Annotated in this window: 20 protein-coding genes; 13 read left to right on the forward strand and 7 right to left on the reverse strand. The window is 60.0% G+C overall.

What is annotated here, in order from left to right:
* The first annotated feature begins 112 nt into the window (after positions 1-112).
* The 6 genes from AB7M26_RS28980 to AB7M26_RS29005 all read left to right on the forward strand — a co-directional run bounded on the left by AB7M26_RS28980 (position 113) and on the right by AB7M26_RS29005 (position 3,761).
* Entirely contained in the window at positions 113-517 is a 405-nt protein-coding gene (locus AB7M26_RS28980; protein WP_123499233.1) for an antitoxin Xre-like helix-turn-helix domain-containing protein, read from the forward strand.
* Positions 511-1,203, forward strand: a complete 693-nt coding sequence (locus AB7M26_RS28985) for an RES family NAD+ phosphorylase (protein WP_429387282.1) — start codon at positions 511-513, stop codon at positions 1,201-1,203. Before AB7M26_RS28980 ends, AB7M26_RS28985 begins: the two co-directional genes overlap by 7 nt.
* A 117-nt stretch (positions 1,204-1,320) precedes the next feature.
* Positions 1,321-1,626 (forward strand): BufA1 family periplasmic bufferin-type metallophore, encoded by a 306-nt coding sequence (locus AB7M26_RS28990; protein WP_123499237.1) that lies wholly within the window; start codon positions 1,321-1,323, stop codon positions 1,624-1,626.
* Between the two features lie 25 nt (positions 1,627-1,651).
* Positions 1,652-2,506, forward strand: coding sequence for an MNIO family bufferin maturase (gene bufB, locus AB7M26_RS28995; RefSeq protein WP_429377858.1), 855 nt, complete (start codon positions 1,652-1,654; stop codon positions 2,504-2,506).
* A complete protein-coding gene (locus tag AB7M26_RS29000) occupies positions 2,503-3,261 on the forward strand; it encodes an HvfC/BufC N-terminal domain-containing protein (RefSeq protein ID WP_123499242.1) in 759 nt (252 codons plus the stop codon). Before bufB ends, AB7M26_RS29000 begins: the two co-directional genes overlap by 4 nt.
* The gene (locus AB7M26_RS29005; RefSeq protein WP_123499245.1) at positions 3,258-3,761 is read left to right on the forward strand and encodes a DoxX family protein; all 504 of its coding nucleotides are present in this window, start codon (positions 3,258-3,260) and stop codon (positions 3,759-3,761) included. Before AB7M26_RS29000 ends, AB7M26_RS29005 begins: the two co-directional genes overlap by 4 nt.
* A 142-nt stretch (positions 3,762-3,903) precedes the next feature.
* Here the strand turns inward: AB7M26_RS29005 and AB7M26_RS29010 are convergent, their stop codons facing one another.
* On the reverse strand, positions 3,904-4,812 hold the full coding sequence (locus AB7M26_RS29010) for a LysR family transcriptional regulator (protein ID WP_123499247.1): 909 nt from the start codon (positions 4,810-4,812) through the stop codon (positions 3,904-3,906).
* A 106-nt stretch (positions 4,813-4,918) separates the two neighbouring features.
* On the opposite strand from AB7M26_RS29010, the gene AB7M26_RS29015 reads away from it, so the two are divergent.
* The 3 genes from AB7M26_RS29015 to AB7M26_RS29025 all read left to right on the forward strand — a co-directional run bounded on the left by AB7M26_RS29015 (position 4,919) and on the right by AB7M26_RS29025 (position 7,978).
* On the forward strand, positions 4,919-5,518 hold the full coding sequence (locus AB7M26_RS29015; protein ID WP_123499250.1) for a short chain dehydrogenase: 600 nt from the start codon (positions 4,919-4,921) through the stop codon (positions 5,516-5,518).
* Positions 5,519-5,612: 94 nt separating this feature from the next.
* Positions 5,613-6,269, forward strand: coding sequence for a COG3650 family protein (locus tag AB7M26_RS29020; protein WP_123499252.1), 657 nt, complete (start codon positions 5,613-5,615; stop codon positions 6,267-6,269).
* 95 nt (positions 6,270-6,364) lie between these two features.
* Positions 6,365-7,978, forward strand: coding sequence for an NAD(P)/FAD-dependent oxidoreductase (locus tag AB7M26_RS29025; RefSeq protein ID WP_008074604.1), 1,614 nt, complete (start codon positions 6,365-6,367; stop codon positions 7,976-7,978).
* A gap of 144 nt (positions 7,979-8,122) precedes the next feature.
* Here the strand turns inward: AB7M26_RS29025 and AB7M26_RS29030 are convergent, their stop codons facing one another.
* Positions 8,123-9,220, reverse strand: coding sequence for a PLP-dependent cysteine synthase family protein (locus tag AB7M26_RS29030; protein WP_185022204.1), 1,098 nt, complete (start codon positions 9,218-9,220; stop codon positions 8,123-8,125).
* A 250-nt stretch (positions 9,221-9,470) separates the two neighbouring features.
* On the opposite strand from AB7M26_RS29030, the gene nhaA reads away from it, so the two are divergent.
* The 3 genes from nhaA (at position 9,471) to AB7M26_RS29045 (ending at position 12,216) form a co-directional block, all read left to right on the forward strand.
* Positions 9,471-10,658 (forward strand): Na+/H+ antiporter NhaA, encoded by a 1,188-nt coding sequence (gene nhaA, locus AB7M26_RS29035; RefSeq protein ID WP_429387288.1) that lies wholly within the window; start codon positions 9,471-9,473, stop codon positions 10,656-10,658.
* A gap of 121 nt (positions 10,659-10,779) precedes the next feature.
* Positions 10,780-11,952, forward strand: a complete 1,173-nt coding sequence (locus tag AB7M26_RS29040; protein WP_429387291.1) for an S-type pyocin domain-containing protein — start codon at positions 10,780-10,782, stop codon at positions 11,950-11,952.
* Positions 11,953-11,967: 15 nt separating this feature from the next.
* Positions 11,968-12,216 (forward strand): pyocin S6 family toxin immunity protein, encoded by a 249-nt coding sequence (locus tag AB7M26_RS29045; protein ID WP_429377866.1) that lies wholly within the window; start codon positions 11,968-11,970, stop codon positions 12,214-12,216.
* Between the two features lie 90 nt (positions 12,217-12,306).
* Here AB7M26_RS29045 and AB7M26_RS29050 read toward each other — a convergent pair whose 3' ends face one another.
* Positions 12,307-12,771 carry an outer membrane lipoprotein gene (locus tag AB7M26_RS29050; protein ID WP_123499264.1) on the reverse strand — a complete coding sequence of 155 codons (465 nt, stop codon included), beginning with the start codon at positions 12,769-12,771 and terminating at the stop codon, positions 12,307-12,309.
* Positions 12,772-12,940: 169 nt separating this feature from the next.
* Here AB7M26_RS29050 and AB7M26_RS29055 point away from each other — a divergent pair, with 169 nt between their 5' ends.
* Positions 12,941-13,177: a hypothetical protein gene (locus AB7M26_RS29055; protein WP_192344281.1), complete on the forward strand. Its 237-nt coding sequence runs from the start codon at positions 12,941-12,943 to the stop codon at positions 13,175-13,177.
* A 10-nt stretch (positions 13,178-13,187) separates the two neighbouring features.
* On the opposite strand, the gene pdxH is transcribed toward AB7M26_RS29055, so the two are convergent.
* The 4 genes from pdxH to AB7M26_RS29075 all read right to left on the reverse strand — a co-directional run bounded on the left by pdxH (position 13,188) and on the right by AB7M26_RS29075 (position 18,969).
* Positions 13,188-13,835 (reverse strand): pyridoxamine 5'-phosphate oxidase, encoded by a 648-nt coding sequence (gene pdxH, locus AB7M26_RS29060; protein WP_123499266.1) that lies wholly within the window; start codon positions 13,833-13,835, stop codon positions 13,188-13,190.
* 24 nt (positions 13,836-13,859) lie between these two features.
* Positions 13,860-14,957 carry an OmpA family protein gene (locus AB7M26_RS29065; RefSeq protein WP_123499270.1) on the reverse strand — a complete coding sequence of 366 codons (1,098 nt, stop codon included), beginning with the start codon at positions 14,955-14,957 and terminating at the stop codon, positions 13,860-13,862.
* A gap of 112 nt (positions 14,958-15,069) precedes the next feature.
* Positions 15,070-16,215 (reverse strand): serine hydrolase domain-containing protein, encoded by a 1,146-nt coding sequence (locus AB7M26_RS29070; protein ID WP_429377869.1) that lies wholly within the window; start codon positions 16,213-16,215, stop codon positions 15,070-15,072.
* A 231-nt stretch (positions 16,216-16,446) separates the two neighbouring features.
* The gene (locus AB7M26_RS29075; protein ID WP_429387298.1) at positions 16,447-18,969 is read right to left on the reverse strand and encodes a beta-agarase; all 2,523 of its coding nucleotides are present in this window, start codon (positions 18,967-18,969) and stop codon (positions 16,447-16,449) included.
* Positions 18,970-19,045 lie beyond the last annotated feature (76 nt).

Consider the following 19,045-nt stretch of genomic DNA (forward strand, 5'->3'; position numbering starts at 1 on the left):
CCACAACAATGAAGATCCTACGGGGGTCTGCGTATTCACAACACGAACAAACTTGCTCCATAGAGACATATTTCATATATTTGTATCTACAGACCATATCAAAGTGACCGCCATGACAGCAACCTCCCTGGCACAAGCCTTCAGCAAAGACCAGTGCGTGACTGGTTTGCGAGCGGCTGTAGGCATACTCGAAAAGTGGCAAGCGTCGAGCGATCAGGCCTGTCGCATCCTGCGCATTTCCCGCAGTACGTACTCCCGGGCAAAGCAGCGCGATCCCGATTGGTCCGTCAGCCTGGATTCAGACCAGATGCAGCGCATCAGTTTTATTCTCAACATCCATGCCACCCTGCGCCTTGTCTTTGATAACCCTGAAAACGTCTATGGTTTTGCGGCGATGGCGAACGAGAACGAGTTCTTCAACGGGCGTAGCCCGCTCGAAATCATGTCCCAAGGGGATATGATTTCCCTGTACGAGACGTTTCGGCGGATCGACATGCTGCGAGGCGCACAATGGTAACGGTGGGCCAGCTGGCTGTATTGGCCGGGGAACAGTTGCAGGCCTACCGATTGATCAATTCAAAATTTCCGCCCATTGCGCTGTTTGACGACGTGGCAAACGCGGACGAATTTGATGTGCTGTATCAGATCCAGGCCCTCACCAATCCGAGGCTGCAAAATGAAGTCGGCCGGCTTGAGCTGATACCGCGTGCGCAGATTCCCTTCGGCATCCCTGGGTGCTCTTACGCAATCGCTCCTTTCACCCACATCAACCCAGCGGGTTCGCGTTTCAGCGATGGCAGTTTCGGCGTGTTGTATCTGGCTGCCTCGATGGAAACCGCACTGGCTGAGGTGCAGCATCATCAGAACCAGTATTGGTCGAAAGTCCAGGGGCTCAATTACGAGAGGTTTGTTTTCCGCGGGTTATCCTGCACTTTCGTTGACGAAGCCATGAGGGATGCGGTGTCCATTGCGATGGACGATCCTGTCTACGATCCTGTCGATTACACGCACTCCCATCGCTTGGGAAAGGCCATCAAGGATGCCGGAATCCCTGGTCTGCGGTACAACTCCGTGCGCATGCAGGGGAGCCACTGCTGGGCATTGATGACTCCCACCCCCCTCTCATCGATCACTCAAACAGCCCACTACGAGATGGTCTGGAACGGTCAGATCACCAGCGTCAGTAAAATCAGCATTGCCTGACGACCTTATCGGCAAAAAAATTTTTGGGTGGCCTGTAACGCATCGCCCTGTCGTTTCTCTAGAGCAGTAAGCAAGCACAAACGCTTGCCAACCCAAGCTCAATTTCGGAGAAACATCATGACTGCTACCACCCGCACCCTGTCCGCCACCGCCCTGGTGCTGGCCCTCGGTTCTGCCCTGAGCATCGCCGCTGTCTCCACTGCCCATGCCGCTGACGCCAACATGGAAAAATGCTTCGGCGTGGCCATGAAAGGCAAAAACGATTGCGCAGCAGGCGCTGGCACCACTTGCGCCGGCACGGCAAAAACCGACCATCAGGCCAATGCCTGGAAACTCGTCCCTAAGGGCACCTGCGTCACCACGATGAGCAAAACCTCGCCAACCGGTTTCGGCCAATTGGAAGCCTACAAAGCCAAGTCGTAATCAGCACCCAGCCTGAGTGTCGACCATGAACCCTTTACTTTCCGGGCTCCCGCCCCGCTCCGGGCTGGGGCTCAAGACCGAGCACTTTCGTGAAGTGCTCGGTGCTCAACCGGACATCGGTTTCTTCGAAGTCCACGCCGAAAACTACATGGTGGCCGGCGGCCCGTTTCATCATTTTCTGGGGTTGATTCGCGAGCAGTATCCGCTATCGCTACACGGCGTTGGCCTGTCCATTGGTGCCGAAGGTCCGCTGGACAGTCAGCACCTACAAAGGCTTGCCGCGCTGATCGAACGCTATCAACCCCAATCCTTTTCCGAACACCTGGCCTGGTCCAGTCATGGCCCGGTGTTTCTCAATGACCTGCTGCCCCTGGCCTACGATGCGCCGACGTTGAACCGCGTCTGCGAGCATATCGATCAGGTGCAGAGCACCCTCAAACGTCCGATGCTGCTGGAGAACCCGGCGACGTATCTGGCGTTCCAGCGCTCGACAATCGATGAAGCCGACTTCATCAGTGAGGTCATTCGCCGCACCGGTTGCGGCCTGCTGCTGGACGTCAATAACGTCTACGTCTCCTGCATCAATCACCAAAGGGATCCGCTGGCCTACATCGACGCGCTGCCGCTGCACGCAGTGGGAGAGATTCATCTGGCCGGGTTTGCCGAAGACACCGACAGCCTCGGCGACCGTCTGCTGATCGACGATCACGGTGCGCCCATCGATAACGCGGTGTGGGTGCTGTACAGGCAGGTGCTGGAGCGAGTTGGCCCGATCGCCACGTTGATCGAGCGCGACAACCAATTGCCGGCCTTCAGCGTGCTGCATGCCGAAGCCCGTCAGGCTGATGAGTTGCTGCATTGCGCGGGGGGCCGATCATGAGCACTCAAGCTGCGTTTGCCGCCGCTCTGCTCGATCCGCAACGGCCCTGCCCCGACGGTTTGTTCAGTGCCAATGGCGCCGATCCCGCCAGCCGTTTCGCGGTGTATCGCAACAATGTGCAGAGCTCGCTGATCAACGCCTTGGCCGACAGTTACCCCGTGGTTTTGCAGTTGGTGGGCGATGAGTTCTTCCGGGCGATGGCGGGGCTGTATGTGCAGAGTTACCCGCCTCAAGGCCCACTCATCAACGACTACGGTAAGGACTTTTCCGAGTTCATCGACAGCTTTGAACCGGCAGCCAGCGTGCCTTATCTGGCCGACATGGCGCGGCTGGAGCGGTTGCGCGTTCAGGCCTATCACGCCGCCGATGCGCAGCCCTTGCGCCATGAACAGATTGCCGCCGCGCTGTCGGACCCACAGGCGCTGAGCGAGCTGACGGTCGGGTTTCATCCCTCCCTGAATCTGCTGACTTCAGCCTTTGCCGTGGTTGCGATCTGGGCGGCGCATCAACAGGACGCGACGCTGGCCGGGATCGACCTCGGCCACGGGCAAAACGCCCTGGTGCTGCGCAACGATCTGGAGGTTGAGGTCTTTGCCATCGACCACGGCGCCTGCACCTTCATTCAGAACCTGCGACTCGGCCAGCCTCTGGCCCAAGCGCTGGAAACAGCGCCTGACTTCGACCTCAGCCAAACCCTGGCGCTGCTGATCAGCCACAACGTCATTACCCATTTACACCACAAGGTATCGCCATGAACACCCACCAGAACCCCATCGCCCGCGCCATCAAGTGGCTGGAAAAAATCCCCCACAGCCTGATCGCCTTTATCGCGCGTTTTTCCATTGCCGCGGTGTTCTGGAAGTCCGGACAAACCAAGGTGGAAGGCCTGGCCATCGACTTGATCGACGGCACGTTTCAACTCGGCGTACCACGGCTGGCGGACTCGACTATTCCGTTGTTCGAGAGCGAGTATCACCTGCCATTGCTCTCCCCGGAACTGGCGGCGCACCTGGCAGCCTTTGCCGAGCATTTCTTTCCGGTGCTGATTCTGATCGGCTTCGCCACCCGCTTTTCGGCTCTGGCGCTATTGGGTATGACCCTGACCATTCAGCTGTTCGTGTACCCTGATGCTTATCCGACCCATGGCACTTGGGCGGCGGTGTTGCTGTACTTGATGGCGACCGGGCCGGGCAAGTTGTCGATTGATCATCTGATTGCCAAGCGGTATGCCAGACCTCAAAACTCCAGACAGTGAAGATCCCCTTGTGGGAGCGGGCTTGCTCGCGAAGGCGGTTTCACATTCAACAGAGATGTTGACTGATACACCGCTTTCGCGAGCAAGCCCGCTCCCACAGGGGATTGTGTGATGAATCAGATTTCAATGCCCTTTCGCTACCTTAAAGCCTGTCCAACGCCTCGCCACTGCGCTTGAACCAACCGATCAAATAATCCGCCAACACTTGGGTACGTTTCGGCAAACCGCCCTGATACGGGTGCACCAGGTACATCGGCATGCTGCGGGTCTGATAATCGCGCAGGAGCCAGCGCAAACGCCCGTCAGCCAATTCCTCTTGCAGCAAATACGACGGCAAACGCGCAATGCCCGCACCCGCCAGCGCGGCTTTCTTCAAGAGATTGTAATGGTTGCTGGCGAACGGCCCCGATACTCGTACCCGCAGTAACTCGTGCTGTTGGTGATAGAGCCATTCTTCGCGACCGCTGTAATGGCTGTTGAGCAGGCAGCGGTGTTCGGCCAGTGCCTGAGGCGTCAGTGGTTCACCGAATCGCCCAAGGTACGCGGGGCTGGCGCAGGTCATCTCGTGCCAGGCCAGCAGCGGGCGGGCGACAAGGCGTTCGTCGTTGGCCACTTCCGAGCGGATTGCCAAATCGAAACCGTCCCGGGACAGGTCGCGGTAATTATTGTTGAGCTCCAGCTCGATCTGCACCTCGGGGTATTGCCGGGAAAACTCCAGCAGCGCGCCGTCAAAGAAGGTTTCCCCCAATGAAACCGGAACCGTCATCCGCACAGGGCCGGCCATGTCGTCTTTCAACCGCGCCAGGGCCTGACGCGCTCGCTCGACTTGAACCACCAGCGCCTGGGCTTGCGGCAACAACGCCGCACCCGCCGCCGTCAGGCTCAAGCGGCGCGTAGTGCGTTGCAGCAACACCACGGCAAACCGCGCTTCCAGCAGGCTGATGCGCTTGGAGAGTTGCCCTTTACTGCAGCCCAGTTGCTGGGCAGCCGAGGTGAAACTGCCCGCCTCGATCAACACCGCGAATGCTGCCAGGTCGTCCATTTCGCTCACGGGATTGTTTCCATTTGAAAACCAAAGGTTGCCTATTAGCCCGCTTATCTATGGAAAAAACCACTCTAAACTTAAATTTAAATCCAACCCATTCAGGTACATCACGATGAAAATTCTTTTGATCGGCGCCTCTGGCACCGTCGGTTCGGCCATTGACCATGAACTGTCCCAGCGCCACGAAGTCATCCGTATCGGCCGCAAGAGCGGTGAGTTTCAGGTCGACATCAGTGACAGCGCCTCGATCCGCAAATTGTTCCAACAGACCGGCAACTTCGATGCGCTGATCTGCGCCGCTGGCAGCGTCAACTTCGTGCCACTGGCGACCATGACCGAACAAGACTTCGAGCTCGGCTTGCGGGACAAGCTGATGGGCCAGGTCAACCTGCTGCTGATCGGCCGGGAATTCGCCAATGACGGTGCGTCATTCACCTTCACCTCCGGCATCCTCAGCCACGATCCGATTCGCACCGGCAGCTCGGCCTCCCTGGTCAACGGCGCCCTGGACAGCTTCGTCCGTGCAGCAGCGATCGAACTGCCGCGCGGTTTGCGCATCAACTCGGTCAGCCCGAACGTGCTGGTCGAAGCCATGGGCAGTTATGCCCCGTACTTCCGTGGCTTCAAACCGGTTCCCGCCGCCGAAGTGGCGCTGGCCTACGCCAAAAGCGTGGAAGGCTTGCAGACCGGCCAGACTTACCACGTCGGTTAAACCGACCATGCCCCGTAGGAAAGCGAGGACATCGCAGGGTTGTGATGAACGGTCAGGCTAAGTAACGTGGCGACACTTGTCAGGAGACTCAAAGATGCGTGTTGCCCGTTCCTTAGTGCTTGTTGCCCTGCTTCCGCTGTTCGCCGCCTGTCAGTTGCTTGATGGCCCGCGCGAAAGTGCTTCCCATGTGGGCCAGACCCGCCTGCAGGGCCAGTTGACGGCGGCCGATGGCAAGTTGCTGTTCCAGCCATGCAATGAGCAGCGCAGCTTGGTGGTCAACGACACCGGCGGCACCAGCGTCCTGCAAGAGGCCGCGACCCTGGCCGATGATCAGGGCAAGCTGTTCGCCGACGTGCGCGGCCGGATCACCGCCAGCGGCCAGCTGGATCTGGAGCAGTTGTACCGCGTCGAACGCTCGGGCACGGCGTGCGACGATCCCGATTTCAAGCAGCTGACGCTGCGCGCCGCCGGCCATGGCCCGGAATGGAACGTCAGAGTCAGCGGCAAAGGCATGGTCATCGACCGCGCCGGCCAGCCGCCCCTGGCCCTGCCGTACGTTGAAGAGCAACTGGGCGATGGCCGTTTCAACCTGAGCACCGAAGCCAATAACCAGCGCATCGAGCTCTGGGCCGCGCCGCAACGTTGCGTCGACGGCAGCACCGGCAGCGTGCAGCACATGAGCGCCGAGCTGCGCATCAATGGCCAGGTGCAACGCGGCTGCGGGTATTTTGGCGGTTCGCGTAACGACTGATCGTTTTTGCCTCACGGGAATCATTCTTTGAGGCTTATAATCGCGGGCTTCAAACGCCTTGGCGCAGTTGTGCGCCCCGCGAACCGGATCCCGTCATGTTACGAATCACCGAACTCAAGCTGCCGATCGACCATCCCGAAGAAGACCTGCGCCCTGCCATCGTGCAGCGCCTGGGCATCGCCAGTGATGACCTGCTCGATTTCACCTTGTTCAAGCGCAGCTACGATGCGCGCAAAAAGTCCTCCGAACTGTGTTTCATCTACACCATCGACCTCAACGTTCGCGATGAGGCGGCGGTGCTGCACAGATTCGCCGATGACCGTAACGTCAACGTGGCGCCGGATGTCAGCTACAAAGTGGTCGGCCAGGCACCGGCCGACCTGAGCCAGCGCCCGATCGTGGTCGGGTTCGGCCCCTGCGGGATCTTCGCCGGCCTGCTGCTGGCGCAAATGGGCTTCAAGCCGATCATTCTCGAACGGGGCACCGAAGTGCGTCAGCGCACCAAGGACACTTGGGGCCTGTGGCGCAAAAGCGTGCTCAACCCCGAATCCAACGTGCAGTTCGGTGAAGGCGGCGCGGGTACGTTCTCCGATGGCAAGCTCTACAGCCAGATCAAAGACCCGAAATTCATCGGTCGCAAAGTCTTGCACGAGTTCGTCAAAGCCGGCGCGCCGGAAGAAATCCTCTACGTCAGCAAACCGCACATTGGTACGTTCCGTCTGACCGGTGTCGTGGAAAACATGCGTGAGCAGATTCGCGCCATGGGCGGCGAAGTGCGCTTCCAGCAGCGCGTCACTGACGTCTTGATCGAGGACGGCCAACTGGTCGGCGTCGAGCTCAATGGCGGCGAGCAGATCCATTCGAAACACGTGATTCTGGCCCTCGGCCACAGCGCTCGGGACACCTTCCGCATGCTCCACGGTCGTGGCGTGTACATGGAGGCCAAGCCGTTTTCGGTAGGTTTCCGCATCGAGCACCCGCAATCGCTGATCGACCGCGCACGCCTGGGCAAATACGCCGGGCACCCGAAACTCGGCGCTGCCGACTACAAACTGGTGCACCACGCCAGCAACGGTCGTTCGGTCTACAGCTTCTGCATGTGCCCGGGCGGCACCGTGGTGGCAGCGACCTCCGAGCCGAACCGCGTGGTCACCAATGGCATGAGCCAGTACTCGCGTAACGAGCGCAACGCCAACTCCGGGATCGTTGTCGGGATCACCCCGGAAGTCGATTACCCAGGTGGCCCACTGGCTGGCATCGAGTTGCAGGAACGTCTGGAATCCCACGCCTTTGTGTTGGGCGGCAGCAATTACGAAGCGCCAGCGCAATTGGTCGGCGACTTCATTGCAGGCAAACCGTCGACCGAATTGGGCAGCGTCGAGCCGTCCTACAAACCGGGCGTTGCCTTGGGCGATTTGGCCCTGGCGTTGCCGGCGTTCGCCATCGAAGCCATTCGCGAAGCCTTGCCAGCGTTCGAGAAGCAGATTCGTGGCTATTCGCTGCACGATGCCGTGTTGACCGGGATCGAGACGCGCACGTCATCGCCACTGCGGATTACCCGTAACGAGTCGATGCAAAGCCTGAACGTGAAGGGCTTGTTCCCGGCGGGTGAAGGCGCGGGTTATGCGGGCGGGATTCTGTCGGCGGGTGTCGACGGGATTCGGATTGCTGAAGCGGTAGCCCGAGACATACTTGGCCTCGAGGCCTGACCGGCATTTCCTGACAAAATGCAAACCCCTGTGGGAGCGGGCTTGCCCGCGATAGCGGTGGATCAGTCAACATTTCTGTTGAATTTGAATCCGCCATCGCGGGCAAGCCCGGCTCCCACAAGGGTCTTCAGCGTCTGTTAGGTCTTAGATATTGGCGCGCAACACGCTGGCCGGCAACGGCTCGCCACGCTCGACACTCGCCGCCACGGCATCCATCAAACCACTCAACTCATACCCCTGGGCCTTGAGCCAGGCCTGATCGTAATAGGTGGTGGCATAGCGCTCGCCGCCATCGCACAGAATCGCCACGATCGACCCCGACTCCCCCGCCGCCTTCATCTGTTGCGCCGCCATCAGCGCGCCAATCAGGTTGGTGCCGCTTGATCCGCCTACATGCCGACCCAAACGCTGCGCCAGATAGTGCATCGCCGCCAGCGACAACGCATCCGGTACTTTGACCATCGCATCGATCACCTTGGGCAGGAACGACGCTTCCACTCGCGGACGACCAATGCCTTCAATCCGTGACCCGCAATCCAGGCGCAAGCTGGCATCGCCGGTCTGGTAATAGTCGAAGAACACCGAACGCTCGGCATCGGCGCACAGCACGCGGGTGGAGTGCTGGCGATAGCGCACGTAACGGCCGAGCGTCGCGGTAGTGCCTCCGGTGCCGGGGCTGGAAATCAGCCAGCTCGGTTCCGGATGTTGCTCGAAGCGCATCTGCTGGAAGATCGATTCTGCGATGTTGTTGTTCGCCCGCCAGTCGGTGGCGCGTTCGGCGTAGGTGAACTGGTCGATGAAGTGCCCGTCATGTTCGCGAGCCAGGCGTTCGGACTCGGCGTAGATCTGCGTCGGATCGTCCACCAGATGGCTCTTGCCACCGTAGAAAGCGATCTGCGCGATCTTTTCCTTGGACGTGCTTGCGGGCATTACTGCAATGAACGGCAAACCCAGCAACCGGGCAAAGTACGCCTCGGAAATCGCCGTCGAACCGCTGGAGGCTTCGATCACCGGCGCACCGGGTTTGAGCCAGCCGTTACACAGGGCGTAAAGAAACAACGAGCGCGCCAGCCGATGTTTCAGGCTACCGGTGGGATGGCTCGACTCATCCTTGAAATACAACTCGATACCCGGCAACCCCGGCAGCGGCAAGGGAATCAGGTGGGTATCGGCGCTACGCTGGAAGTCGGCTTCGATGATCCGGATGGCTTCGCGGGCCCACTGTCGGTTGTCGCTCATGATGGTTTTCTCGTTGAATCAGGCAAAGAGTCGGCCTTGTCGCAAGGCTCAGCCCACAAGCTTAGGAAAGAACCTACATCATGCACAGATACAGCTGAGGTCCAATACGTCCGGCAACTGCTAGGCTCAGGCCTTTGCTGAGCGCCACACGTTGTAACGGTATATAACAAAAAAGAATATAACTTTTGTTTTAACAACTAACGGTACGGGTTAGGGTGTGCCACCTTTTTGAATTCATCGATGGAGAGCGACCTTGCCTCTGCGTAGCACGTTCACGCGTTTCTTTCAGTTGGAAGCTGCCAGCGGTCTGTTATTGATCGCCGCCGCCGCTCTCGCCCTGATCATCAACAATTCATCACTGTCGTGGCTCTATAGCGGGCTGCTGGACACCCCCGTGGTGGCTCAGATCGGCGCGCTGAAAATCGCCAAGCCACTGCTGTTGTGGATCAACGACGGCCTGATGGCCCTGTTCTTCCTGCTGATTGGCCTGGAAGTGAAACGCGAAGTCCTCGACGGCCAGCTGTCGAAACCGTCGCAAATCGTCCTGCCCGGCGCGGCGGCGATTGGCGGCATGGTGGTGCCGGCGCTGATCTACTGGTTCCTCAACCGCGACAACCCGTCCGCCCTGAGTGGCTGGGCCATTCCGACCGCCACCGACATCGCCTTCGCCCTCGGCGTATTGGCCCTGCTGGGCAAACGCGTGCCGGTGTCGCTGAAACTGTTCCTGATGACCCTGGCGATCATCGACGACCTGGGCGCGATCATCATCATCGCGATCTTCTATTCCGGCGCACTGTCGACCTTGTCCCTCGCGTTGGCCGCAGCCTGCATCGCGGCCTTGATCGGGATGAACCGACTCGGCGTGGTCAAGCTCGGGCCGTACATGATCATCGGGCTGATCCTCTGGGTCTGCGTACTCAAGAGCGGCGTGCACGCCACGCTGGCCGGCGTGACCCTGGCCTTCTGCATTCCACTGCGCACGAAAAACGCCGAGCCTTCGCCGCTGCTGACCCTGGAACATGCCCTGCATCCGTGGGTGGCCTACGGCATCCTGCCGCTGTTCGCCTTCGCCAACGCCGGCCTGTCCCTGAGCGGCGTGACCGCCGAAAGCTTCACCCACGACGTGCCGATGGGCATCGCCGTCGGCCTGCTACTGGGCAAGACCATCGGTGTCTACGGCCTGACCTGGCTGGCGGTAAAAATCGGCATCGCTACCCTGCCCCAAGGCGCCAATTGGGGCCAGGTGCTGGGTGTGGCGATCCTTTGCGGCATCGGGTTCACCATGAGCCTGTTCGTCGGCTCCCTGGCCTTCGTGCCCGGCACCAGTGAATACGCCGGGATGGATCGAATGGGGATTCTGACCGGCTCGATACTGGCGGCATTGATCGGTTATGCGGTGACGGCGGCAGCGAGTCGCAAGAACCCCGCACTGCCTTCCTGAGCGATAGAGAACACTCTTAGCGACATTCAGGATTCGTCCTACAGCCACGCTTAGCCACGTTCGTTAACGTCGTGCAGCCCCTCTTTCAGGGGTTGCCGATGGACGAGCGAAAGGACAATCAGTGGCTGGCAACAAGGACATCCCCCGGGTTAAAAACCCACCGTCAGGCGATGGGCATCACGTCACCCACCGCTACATGACTGCCACTGAATTGGCCGAGCGGGACGCCAGGCAAAACGCCTACGACGCCATGCTCGCCAGGCAGCAGATCTTCGAAGACAGCCTTCAAGTCGCGGCGAAGAAAGACAACGTTGTCCGCGCGGGCTGCGTATTCGCCAAGTCCTGCAAGCTGCCCGACGCAATCATCGACTACACGAATCCCTCTGGCGTTGTTCCGACTGACAGCCTGAAAGATTACGGCGAACTGATCCTGCTCGGCGCTCGCGAGGCCGATGAAAGCGGTGTTGTACCGCTCAAGAAAATCAGTGGCACTGCGGTTCCGGCAGGTTTCGGCAGTTTTGCTTTGACCGGCTCAGCGTTCACCGCACTGCCCGCCGTCGCCGCCAGCACCGCTGCGGCCACCTTGGCAGGCCTGGTGGCCCTGGTCATACCGTCGAGCCTTGGCGACAGCTCGCTCTATACCGAAGACCAACTGCGATCCCTTAAACAGGCCCGCACTCGCGTGCGCCTGCGGGTCGAGCAACAGGCTGACGGCAGTCTCAAGGGGTATGGTTTCTACACCGGTAAAAACCGTGACTGGGAGATGGTCGATGTCGTGCAATTCGCCTTGCGCGGCAGTCAGCAGGTGGCGGACCTTGGAGACGGCGTTGAGCTGATCTGGACACCGGGCGAGGACGGTTCAAACATCCTAGGCATCCCCGCGCTGGAAGCCGCACCGCAAGCACCGCATATCTGGGTTTACCCGCCGACGAAGGCGGCTGACAGCATCATCGTGAACCCGGTTTATCCGCCGGAGTATAAGGATTTCATTCTTGTTTTTCCGGCGGATTCGGGGGTGAAGCCGTTATACGTAGTGGTGGCAAGGCCTATCAGTGGTGACCACGGTTATCATCCTCCGCCAAAGGTTCTGCCGGCATTCCCCGATGCTATCCCTGTTCAAACTAAAGGAAATCGAAAACGCTGGGAAAGTAAGAAGCGCATTTATGAGTGGGATTATCAACATGGCGCCGTCGAAGTGTACAACTGGGCCGGGGATCACTTAGGGGAGTTTGATGCAAAAACTGGCGAACAGACAGGAAAAGCAAAACCTGAAAGACGGACTTCAACGAAGTAATGATGAGGGATAAGAATGATATTTATCGCAATTACCGGATTTTTCCCGGAGCCGAATCCCGACAATTCATTGCAATATGAAAAGGATGTGCCGCAAACCTTAGAGACGGCAGTGTTGAAAGTCATGGGCTGGTCAACCTTATGGGATGTACCTATGGGTGAGCACACACTCTCTCACGATCAAGCCAGTGTGATTTTGGACTTGGTGGGTGACCCCTTCAGAGAAGACCTGATGTACTACATGGGACTCTGTAGCAACGACTAAAGATATTGAATCTGACATAACTGACGAAACCAACTACAAAAAACCCCGACCAGTCACCTGATCGGGGTTTTCTTTTACCCGTATTCCCGCTTAGTGCGTAACGCGGCTGGTGCCATCAACCGTGGCAATCCGCACCCGCTCACCCACGCGGAACACTTCGTTTGGCTGAACTTCCTGCACGTAGGCGCGCATGCTGCCATCGTCTTCGCGCACGGTGATTTCAACACCTTGCGTACGGGTCAGGCCTTCTTCGGCAGCCGAGCCTATCAGGCCGCCGGCAACAGCACCGATGACCGCTGCGACAATGCTGCCGCGACCGCCGCCGATGGAGCTACCGCCGACACCACCCACGGCTGCGCCCGCGACGCTGCCGATCGGGGTTTTGGTGCCTTCGATTTTCACCGGACGAAGCGCTTCGATAGTGCCCATGCGAATCGTCTGCACACGACGCGCTTCGTCACGGGAGTAGGAGTCACCGGTCAGGCTCGATTGGCAACCGGAGAGCAACATCGCCATCGTGGAAAAGGAAGCAACCAGCAGAACAGACTTACGCATAGCATCAAACTCCATAGGACAGGTATCCATTAAACTCCGCAGCTTGACGCCTGTCACGGCATTGCCCGGATAAAATTGGTTTCATTCAGGCCCGATACAGGCGCTTTTTTCGAACTCACATACAGTAGCGGCAAATTACAAAATCTGCGCCGCAGACCCAAGGACTTTCATGGATTACTTCATCATTGTCGTCACGACCGTTGCCGGCTTGTACTTCCATTGGTGGCTGTACGTGCGGATCAAACGCTGGATGGACCGCGATCTGGCGTTGTCACTGGCGGGTAAAGACGAACAGAAAAGAGCCTTTATGCTCCAGCAACTGGCGAACGCTCAAGCGCAGAAGATCAAGCGGCGGGACCTGCCTCAGTGGCTGGCGGCCGCTGCGGCAGGGTACTCCGATCGGTAGGCTATTTACGTTACGGTGCCAGGCGCTCACGAACCCAGTCGGTGCCTTCCAAGCGATAGTTGAGGCGATCGTGCAAACGGCTCGGACGGCCCTGCCAGAATTCGATGCGCTCGGGTAGCAAACGATAACCGCCCCAGTGTTCGGGGCAGTGAGGCTGAGTATCGCTGAAACGTTGCTCGGTATTCTTGAGCAGCGCTTCCAGTTCGCCGCGATCGGCGATGACCCGGCTCTGGGGCGAGGCCCAGGCACCGAGACGGCTGCCCAGAGGACGAACCTGATAATAAGCGTCGGACTCTTCAGGCGTGACCTTCACCACCCGCCCTTCGATGCGCACCTGGCGCTCCAGGGCCGGCCAGAAGAACGTCATGGCCGCAAATGGATTGGCTGCCAGTTGCTGCCCCTTGTCGCTATCGTAGTTGGTGAAAAAGGTGAAGCCCTGCTCGTCCAACCCCTTGAGCAGCAGGATGCGGCAATGCGGCCGACCGTCCTGATCGACGGTGGCCAGCGTCATGGCATTCGCCTCCACCGGCACCTGCTCGGTTTTCACCGCATCGGCAAACCACTGATGAAACAGCGCGAACGGCTCGGCCGGGGCTTGCGCCTCGGTCAGGCCATCTCGGGTGTAGTCGCGACGCATATCTGCCAAGGGCCGGGTCATGGCGCATTCCTTTTGGTTAACGAATCACTTCTTTGTGTCATCGGCGACAGCGACTTTCTTGGTGTCGACAGCGGCTTTGGCTGGCGCAGTCTTTTTCACCACGGCTTTTTTGGCTGGCGCCTTGGCAGCCGCTTTCTTGGCCGGGGCCTTTTTCGTCGCCGGCACAGCCGCTTTCTTCGCAGCAGGCGCCGGGGTCACAGGCTTGGCCACTGGCTTGATGTCTTGCGCAGCGACCATGGTTTTCACGGGTGCAGGAGCCGGCATGTTGTACTTGCTCAGCAGCGCGACCATGGTGTTTGCCGGGGTCACCAACAACTCGACGCGACGGTTCAGGGCACGACCTTCAGAACTGTCGTTGGCGGCGCGCGGAGCCTCACCACCCATGCCGCGCAGCATCAAACGATCACGCTGCAGACCGCTGAGACGGAAGATCGCCGCCACCGCTTGGGCACGCTCCTGGCTCAGCTTCACATTGGCCGGTGCGGCGCCCGACGTATCACTGTGACCGAGTACCAGCACGGCTGTCTTTGGATCGACTTCGAGGATTTTCGCGACACGGGTGAACGGGCCGAGTGTCACCGGCAGCAGCATGGACGGACGGTCAGGGTTAAACGAACCTTCTACCGGTGCCGTGACGACCAGCACGTTTTCGCGGCGCTCGAGTTTCAGGTTGCTGTCCTTGATCGCCTCGCGCAGACGCGGTTCGTAGTCGTCGAGCCAGGCCTGGGTGACTTTCGGGTCGGGCATCGGTACGACCTTGGCGGTGCTCTGCTCCTTACCGCCGAACGGCCACCACCAATTGCCACCGGCATCGGCTTCAGCCTTGGCTGCAACGGCCGGCTTGGCTTCAGGTTTAACTTCCGGCTTCACGTCCGGTTTGGCCACTTTGTCGGCAGCGTCATCGGAACCGAACGGCCAGTACCAAGGGGATGCACTGTCAGCCTTGGCGACGGGGGCTGTTGCAGCAGGTTTCAACGGGGCCGGGGCCGGTTCTTTGGTCGCAACCTTGTCGGAAGAGCCGAACGGCCACCAGCTGCCGCCGTCTGCGTCATTTTGTGGGGTTTGTGCGCAACCGGTGATAGCGAAGCACAGGGCCAGGGCGAGAGTTTTATTGGATGACATTGGATATCCACAAAATGAAGTAATGAAAAATCAGACCGGGTTAGCCCGGATAAACAGCGCTTTGAAACCACAAAGGCTTTCGGGTTCCGGCCCTGGCCCCCTTAAGCGTGATTTACAGACAAGTGGCCAGTACTCGCACAAGCTGTTGCGCTCGTGGATCCATCAAGACGTACGGCCCCAGGGTATTTGTCACAAAGCCGAAGGCCACATCGTATTCCGGATCAGCAAAACCGATGGAACCGCCGGCGCCCGGGTGACCGAACGCCCGTGGGCCGAGGCCATAGGTGGCGTTGGGTACGTCCGGTTGATCGAGCATGCAACCCAGGCCGAAGCGGGTCCGGGTCAATAAAGTCTTGTCTTCGCCGACGCTGTGTTCGCGGGTCAGCTCCTCGAGCATGTCGCTTTCCAGCACGCTGCCGTCGAGCAAACCGGCGTAGAACCCGGCCAGGCTGCGGGCATTGCCGTGGCCATTGGCGGCCGGCTGCTGCATGCGCCGCCATTCCGGTTTGTTGGTGCTAGTCATTATAGACGGCGGATTGGTGAAGGCCCGCGTGCTCATGGCCGTCGGCTCGCGCATGGTCACTTGCAGCAAGCGCTGGGCCGCGGCGTCGCCGAGGTTGCCCTTGCTACGGGCAATGTGCGCCACGCGATGAAACTCTTTGTCGGCGAGGCCAACGTGGAAGTCCAGCCCCAAAGGCTTCGCGACCCGTGCCACGATGGACTCGCCCGGCCCACGACCGTCGGCGCGACGCAGCAATTCACCGACCAGCCAACCATAGGTGATCGCCGCATAACCGTGACCTTGACCCGGTGTCCACCATGGTGCTTCGGCAGCCAGGGCATCGACCATGGTCTGCCAGTCGTAAAGTGCTTCTGACGCCAGCAATTCGCGCAGCGCAGGCAGGCCGGCCTGATGACTGAGCAAGTGGCGCAGGGTCACGGATTCTTTGCCGGCGGCAGCGAACTCGGGCCAGTAGCGAGCGACTGGAGCATCCAGTTGCAGCTTGCCTTCGGCCACCAGTTGCAGCGCGGTCACGGCGGTGAAGGTCTTGGTGCAGGAAAACAGGTTGGCAATGGTGTCGCTGTGCCAGGCTTCGGTGCCGTCCTTGTCGGCGGTACCACCCCAGAGGTCGAGGACAGTTTCACCGCCAATGCGAATGCACAACGCCGCACCACGCTCCTGAGGATCGTCGAACAGCGCCGCAAAAGCTTCGCGCACCGCTTCGAACTTAAGCTCGTAATGACCCTGAATCTGCACCCACAACGCTCCCGGATAAACGCTCTATAAAGTGGCCCGCATTGTTCCAGCCCTTGAGGGATTTGGGAACAGGGTCGGGCCGGGCGGTCGCCCATGGAATTAATCAGTAACCTTTGTGGCGAGGGAGCTTGCTCCCGTTGGGGCGCGGAGCGGCCCCCTTATCCCCATAAAGAATGGGACTGCTGCGAGTCCAACGGGAGCAAGCTCCCTCGCCACAGGGGATCTCAGTGCTTAATGACCATTGCCCGAATGCCCACCCGCATGGCCGGCGCCCTGCTCCGCACCTTTGCCGGCAGCACCTTGCTTGCCGCTCTCGCCTTCATGGTTCCCGGCGGCTTTTTCCGCCTCGGCCCTGGCCTTCTCGGCCTCTTTGCCGAGTTGATCGACAGTCTGCACATTGCTTTTGCGCACCGTGTCGACAAAGCCCTGGAACGGCAGATCAGTAATACCCACCAGCCCGAAGTGACCGTTCTCGCCATCCAGCAGGCGACCGGTCACCGGTTGATCGAGGTACTGGAACCAATGCACCCCGACAATCGACGGTTCGCTCATCGCCTGCTTGAGGAAATTGGCGTAGGCCGGGCCGCGGTCTTCTTCTTTCGCCAGTTGCGTCACGCCTCCCCAGAACGGGCCGCGATCCGTCGAACCGAAATTGAATTCAGTGATCAGCACCGGCTTGTCCAGGCTGCGCAGTCTGGCGAAGTCGTAACCGTCCTGGGGTTGCAGGGTGTACATATTGAAGCTCAGCACGTCGCAGTATTGCGCGCAGGACTCGACGGCTTCCGGGGTGCTGACGGCAAAACGGCCACCCAGCAACAACTGGTTAGGCGCATGCCATTTGAGCGAGTCGGAAACGGTTTTGAAGTAGGTGTCGGCGAACACTTTCTGGAAGTATTTGAAGTCGGCTTCGATTTCCGGGTACTCGGCGCTCGGCTGCGGCGGCACGAAGCCCGGGTCTTCCATCAATTCCCAGGCCGGCAGATCAATGCCCCATGCCTTGGAAAGGCCCGCCTGGTTGCGGTACTTATCACGCAGTTGTTTGAGGAAGGCACGTTTGGCCGGCACATCGGTGGTCATTTTCAAGGTCCCGTAGGCCAGCGCGTAACGGGCCTTCGGGTCATCACCGGGACCGGCCCAGGCCAGTTCGTTATCGGCGAAGTAACCGATCAGCCAAGGATCGTCGCGATGGTCGCGGGCGGCGATGGCCACGGCGCGCTCGGTGGCCATGGCGAAACGCGGATCGAACGGATCGGGCATGCCGCCCCACCAATCGGTGCCGGTGCTGATGCTGGCGTAATCGCCGACGATCGACAGCGGCAGGGTGTATGGCACTCGGTCAGCGTTGCCAAACACCGGTGCGCTCCAGTTGCCGAGGGTGTTGAAACCCCAGGCTTGCAGGCGATCGAGGGTGTGACTGGCCCAACGCTTTTCGTCGAAAACCACTTTGCAAGGTTCGGCGGCCGTTTGCTCGGCCGCTTTTTCGACTGACGCTTCAACGGCGCCGGTCTTGGCCGCTTCGGCAACACCAGCCACGGACTCGGTCGCCGCAGGAGCGACTGATTGCTCGGCAGCCTTATCGGTCGTCGCCTCGACCGCATCAGCCTTGGCCGCTTCGGCAACACCGGCCTTGGTGTCGCTGCCCGGTGCGCAAGGCTCGCCATACAGACGCTGCAGGTTGGCGCCATAGAAATCGTACCAGCGCCCGGCATTGTAGGCTCGGCCCTGGTCGGCGCCATTGCCGCCACGGTTGTCGCCTTCGCCATAGTAGCTGGCAAGGGGCTCGTCGGGTTTGGGCAGGGACTCGAACATCCACTCGCGACCGGCGACGTAGGTCTGGTTTGCGCTCGGGGTCACGCTGTTGACGCCGAGGGAATAGAACAGATGCCCTTCCGGGGTTACCAGGTACCAGCGGCCGTCACGTTTTTCTGTGCGGAAAAAGCCGCTGGCCTTGAACGCAGGGCCTTTGGTCCAGCCGCCGAACTTGTCCAGGGACTGCTTCTCGCGCTCGGCCAGCCAGCTTTTCAGTTGTTGCTGTTCTTTGGCCGCGGCGGATTTCAGTTGCTCGTCGCTGCTGACCTTCTCCGGCCATTTGGCCCGGGTCGATTGGCCGTAGGCGTCCACCAGACCGCCATAAGCGGCCTTGGTGACAGCCTCGCCATCCTGCACGCCGAAGCGCTCGAGCAGGATGCTTTGGGCGACTTTGGGCTGATCCATCGACAAGGTCACTGACACCACTTGGCTGCGGTCCAGCTCACCGGTGCTGCTGGCCAGCAATACACGCTGGCCTTCGAAGTTGATCGGCATCGGCGGGCCGGCTTTCATGCCCAGGCTCAAAGGCGAACTCGGTTGCAGTGGCACCAGCAGGGTTTGCGCCGGGCCGGCCGGCAGATCGACGCGGCTGACCAGGGTCTTGCCGTCGTTGCTCTGGATTTTCACGTACAGGGTCACGGCCCAGTTCATCGCACTCTGGATCCGCAGGCTCATGACGCCCGACTGCGACCAGTCCCAGGCACCGGTCTGCGGCGTCAGACGCAAGTTCGGCTGGGCGACCGGGTTGAAGGTCACGCGGCGCAGCACTTCGCCTTCGGCCGTTTGCTCCGCGTTGGATTGCGGCAGGCTGGCGTCCTGGGTCGCCACCTGAACCACATCGGCGGGACGCACAAAGTTGAACAGCGTCTGCTGGCCGGCAGGGGCCGCCAGCAAGGGGGCTGCGAACATCAAGGCAAAAACGGCGGGCAACGAACGGCGAATCATAGGAACGTGGATCTCCCAAGCGACCATCAATGGGCCAGTGGAAAAGCGGTGGCAGTGTGGTAGACAACGCGGTGGG

The sequence above is a fragment of the Pseudomonas sp. F-14 TE3482 genome, assembly GCF_053629455.1.

Excerpts from the sequence above, each read along its gene's own strand:
- AB7M26_RS29045 (WP_429377866.1), top strand. The coding sequence starts at position 11,968 with ATGATATTTATCGCAATTACCGGATTTTTCCCGGAGCCGAATCCCGAC.
- AB7M26_RS28990 (WP_123499237.1), top strand. The coding sequence starts at position 1,321 with ATGACTGCTACCACCCGCACCCTGTCCGCCACCGCCCTGGTGCTGGCC.
- AB7M26_RS28985 (WP_429387282.1), top strand. The coding sequence starts at position 511 with ATGGTAACGGTGGGCCAGCTGGCTGTATTGGCCGGGGAACAGTTGCAG.
- AB7M26_RS29020 (WP_123499252.1), top strand. The coding sequence starts at position 5,613 with ATGCGTGTTGCCCGTTCCTTAGTGCTTGTTGCCCTGCTTCCGCTGTTC.
- AB7M26_RS29005 (WP_123499245.1), top strand. The coding sequence starts at position 3,258 with ATGAACACCCACCAGAACCCCATCGCCCGCGCCATCAAGTGGCTGGAA.
- AB7M26_RS29055 (WP_192344281.1), top strand. The coding sequence starts at position 12,941 with ATGGATTACTTCATCATTGTCGTCACGACCGTTGCCGGCTTGTACTTC.
- AB7M26_RS29075 (WP_429387298.1), bottom strand. The coding sequence starts at position 18,969 with ATGATTCGCCGTTCGTTGCCCGCCGTTTTTGCCTTGATGTTCGCAGCC.
- bufB (WP_429377858.1), top strand. The coding sequence starts at position 1,652 with ATGAACCCTTTACTTTCCGGGCTCCCGCCCCGCTCCGGGCTGGGGCTC.
- AB7M26_RS29000 (WP_123499242.1), top strand. The coding sequence starts at position 2,503 with ATGAGCACTCAAGCTGCGTTTGCCGCCGCTCTGCTCGATCCGCAACGG.
- AB7M26_RS28980 (WP_123499233.1), top strand. The coding sequence starts at position 113 with ATGACAGCAACCTCCCTGGCACAAGCCTTCAGCAAAGACCAGTGCGTG.
- AB7M26_RS29025 (WP_008074604.1), top strand. The coding sequence starts at position 6,365 with ATGTTACGAATCACCGAACTCAAGCTGCCGATCGACCATCCCGAAGAA.
- AB7M26_RS29065 (WP_123499270.1), bottom strand. The coding sequence starts at position 14,957 with ATGTCATCCAATAAAACTCTCGCCCTGGCCCTGTGCTTCGCTATCACC.
- AB7M26_RS29050 (WP_123499264.1), bottom strand. The coding sequence starts at position 12,771 with ATGCGTAAGTCTGTTCTGCTGGTTGCTTCCTTTTCCACGATGGCGATG.
- AB7M26_RS29015 (WP_123499250.1), top strand. The coding sequence starts at position 4,919 with ATGAAAATTCTTTTGATCGGCGCCTCTGGCACCGTCGGTTCGGCCATT.
- pdxH (WP_123499266.1), bottom strand. The coding sequence starts at position 13,835 with ATGACCCGGCCCTTGGCAGATATGCGTCGCGACTACACCCGAGATGGC.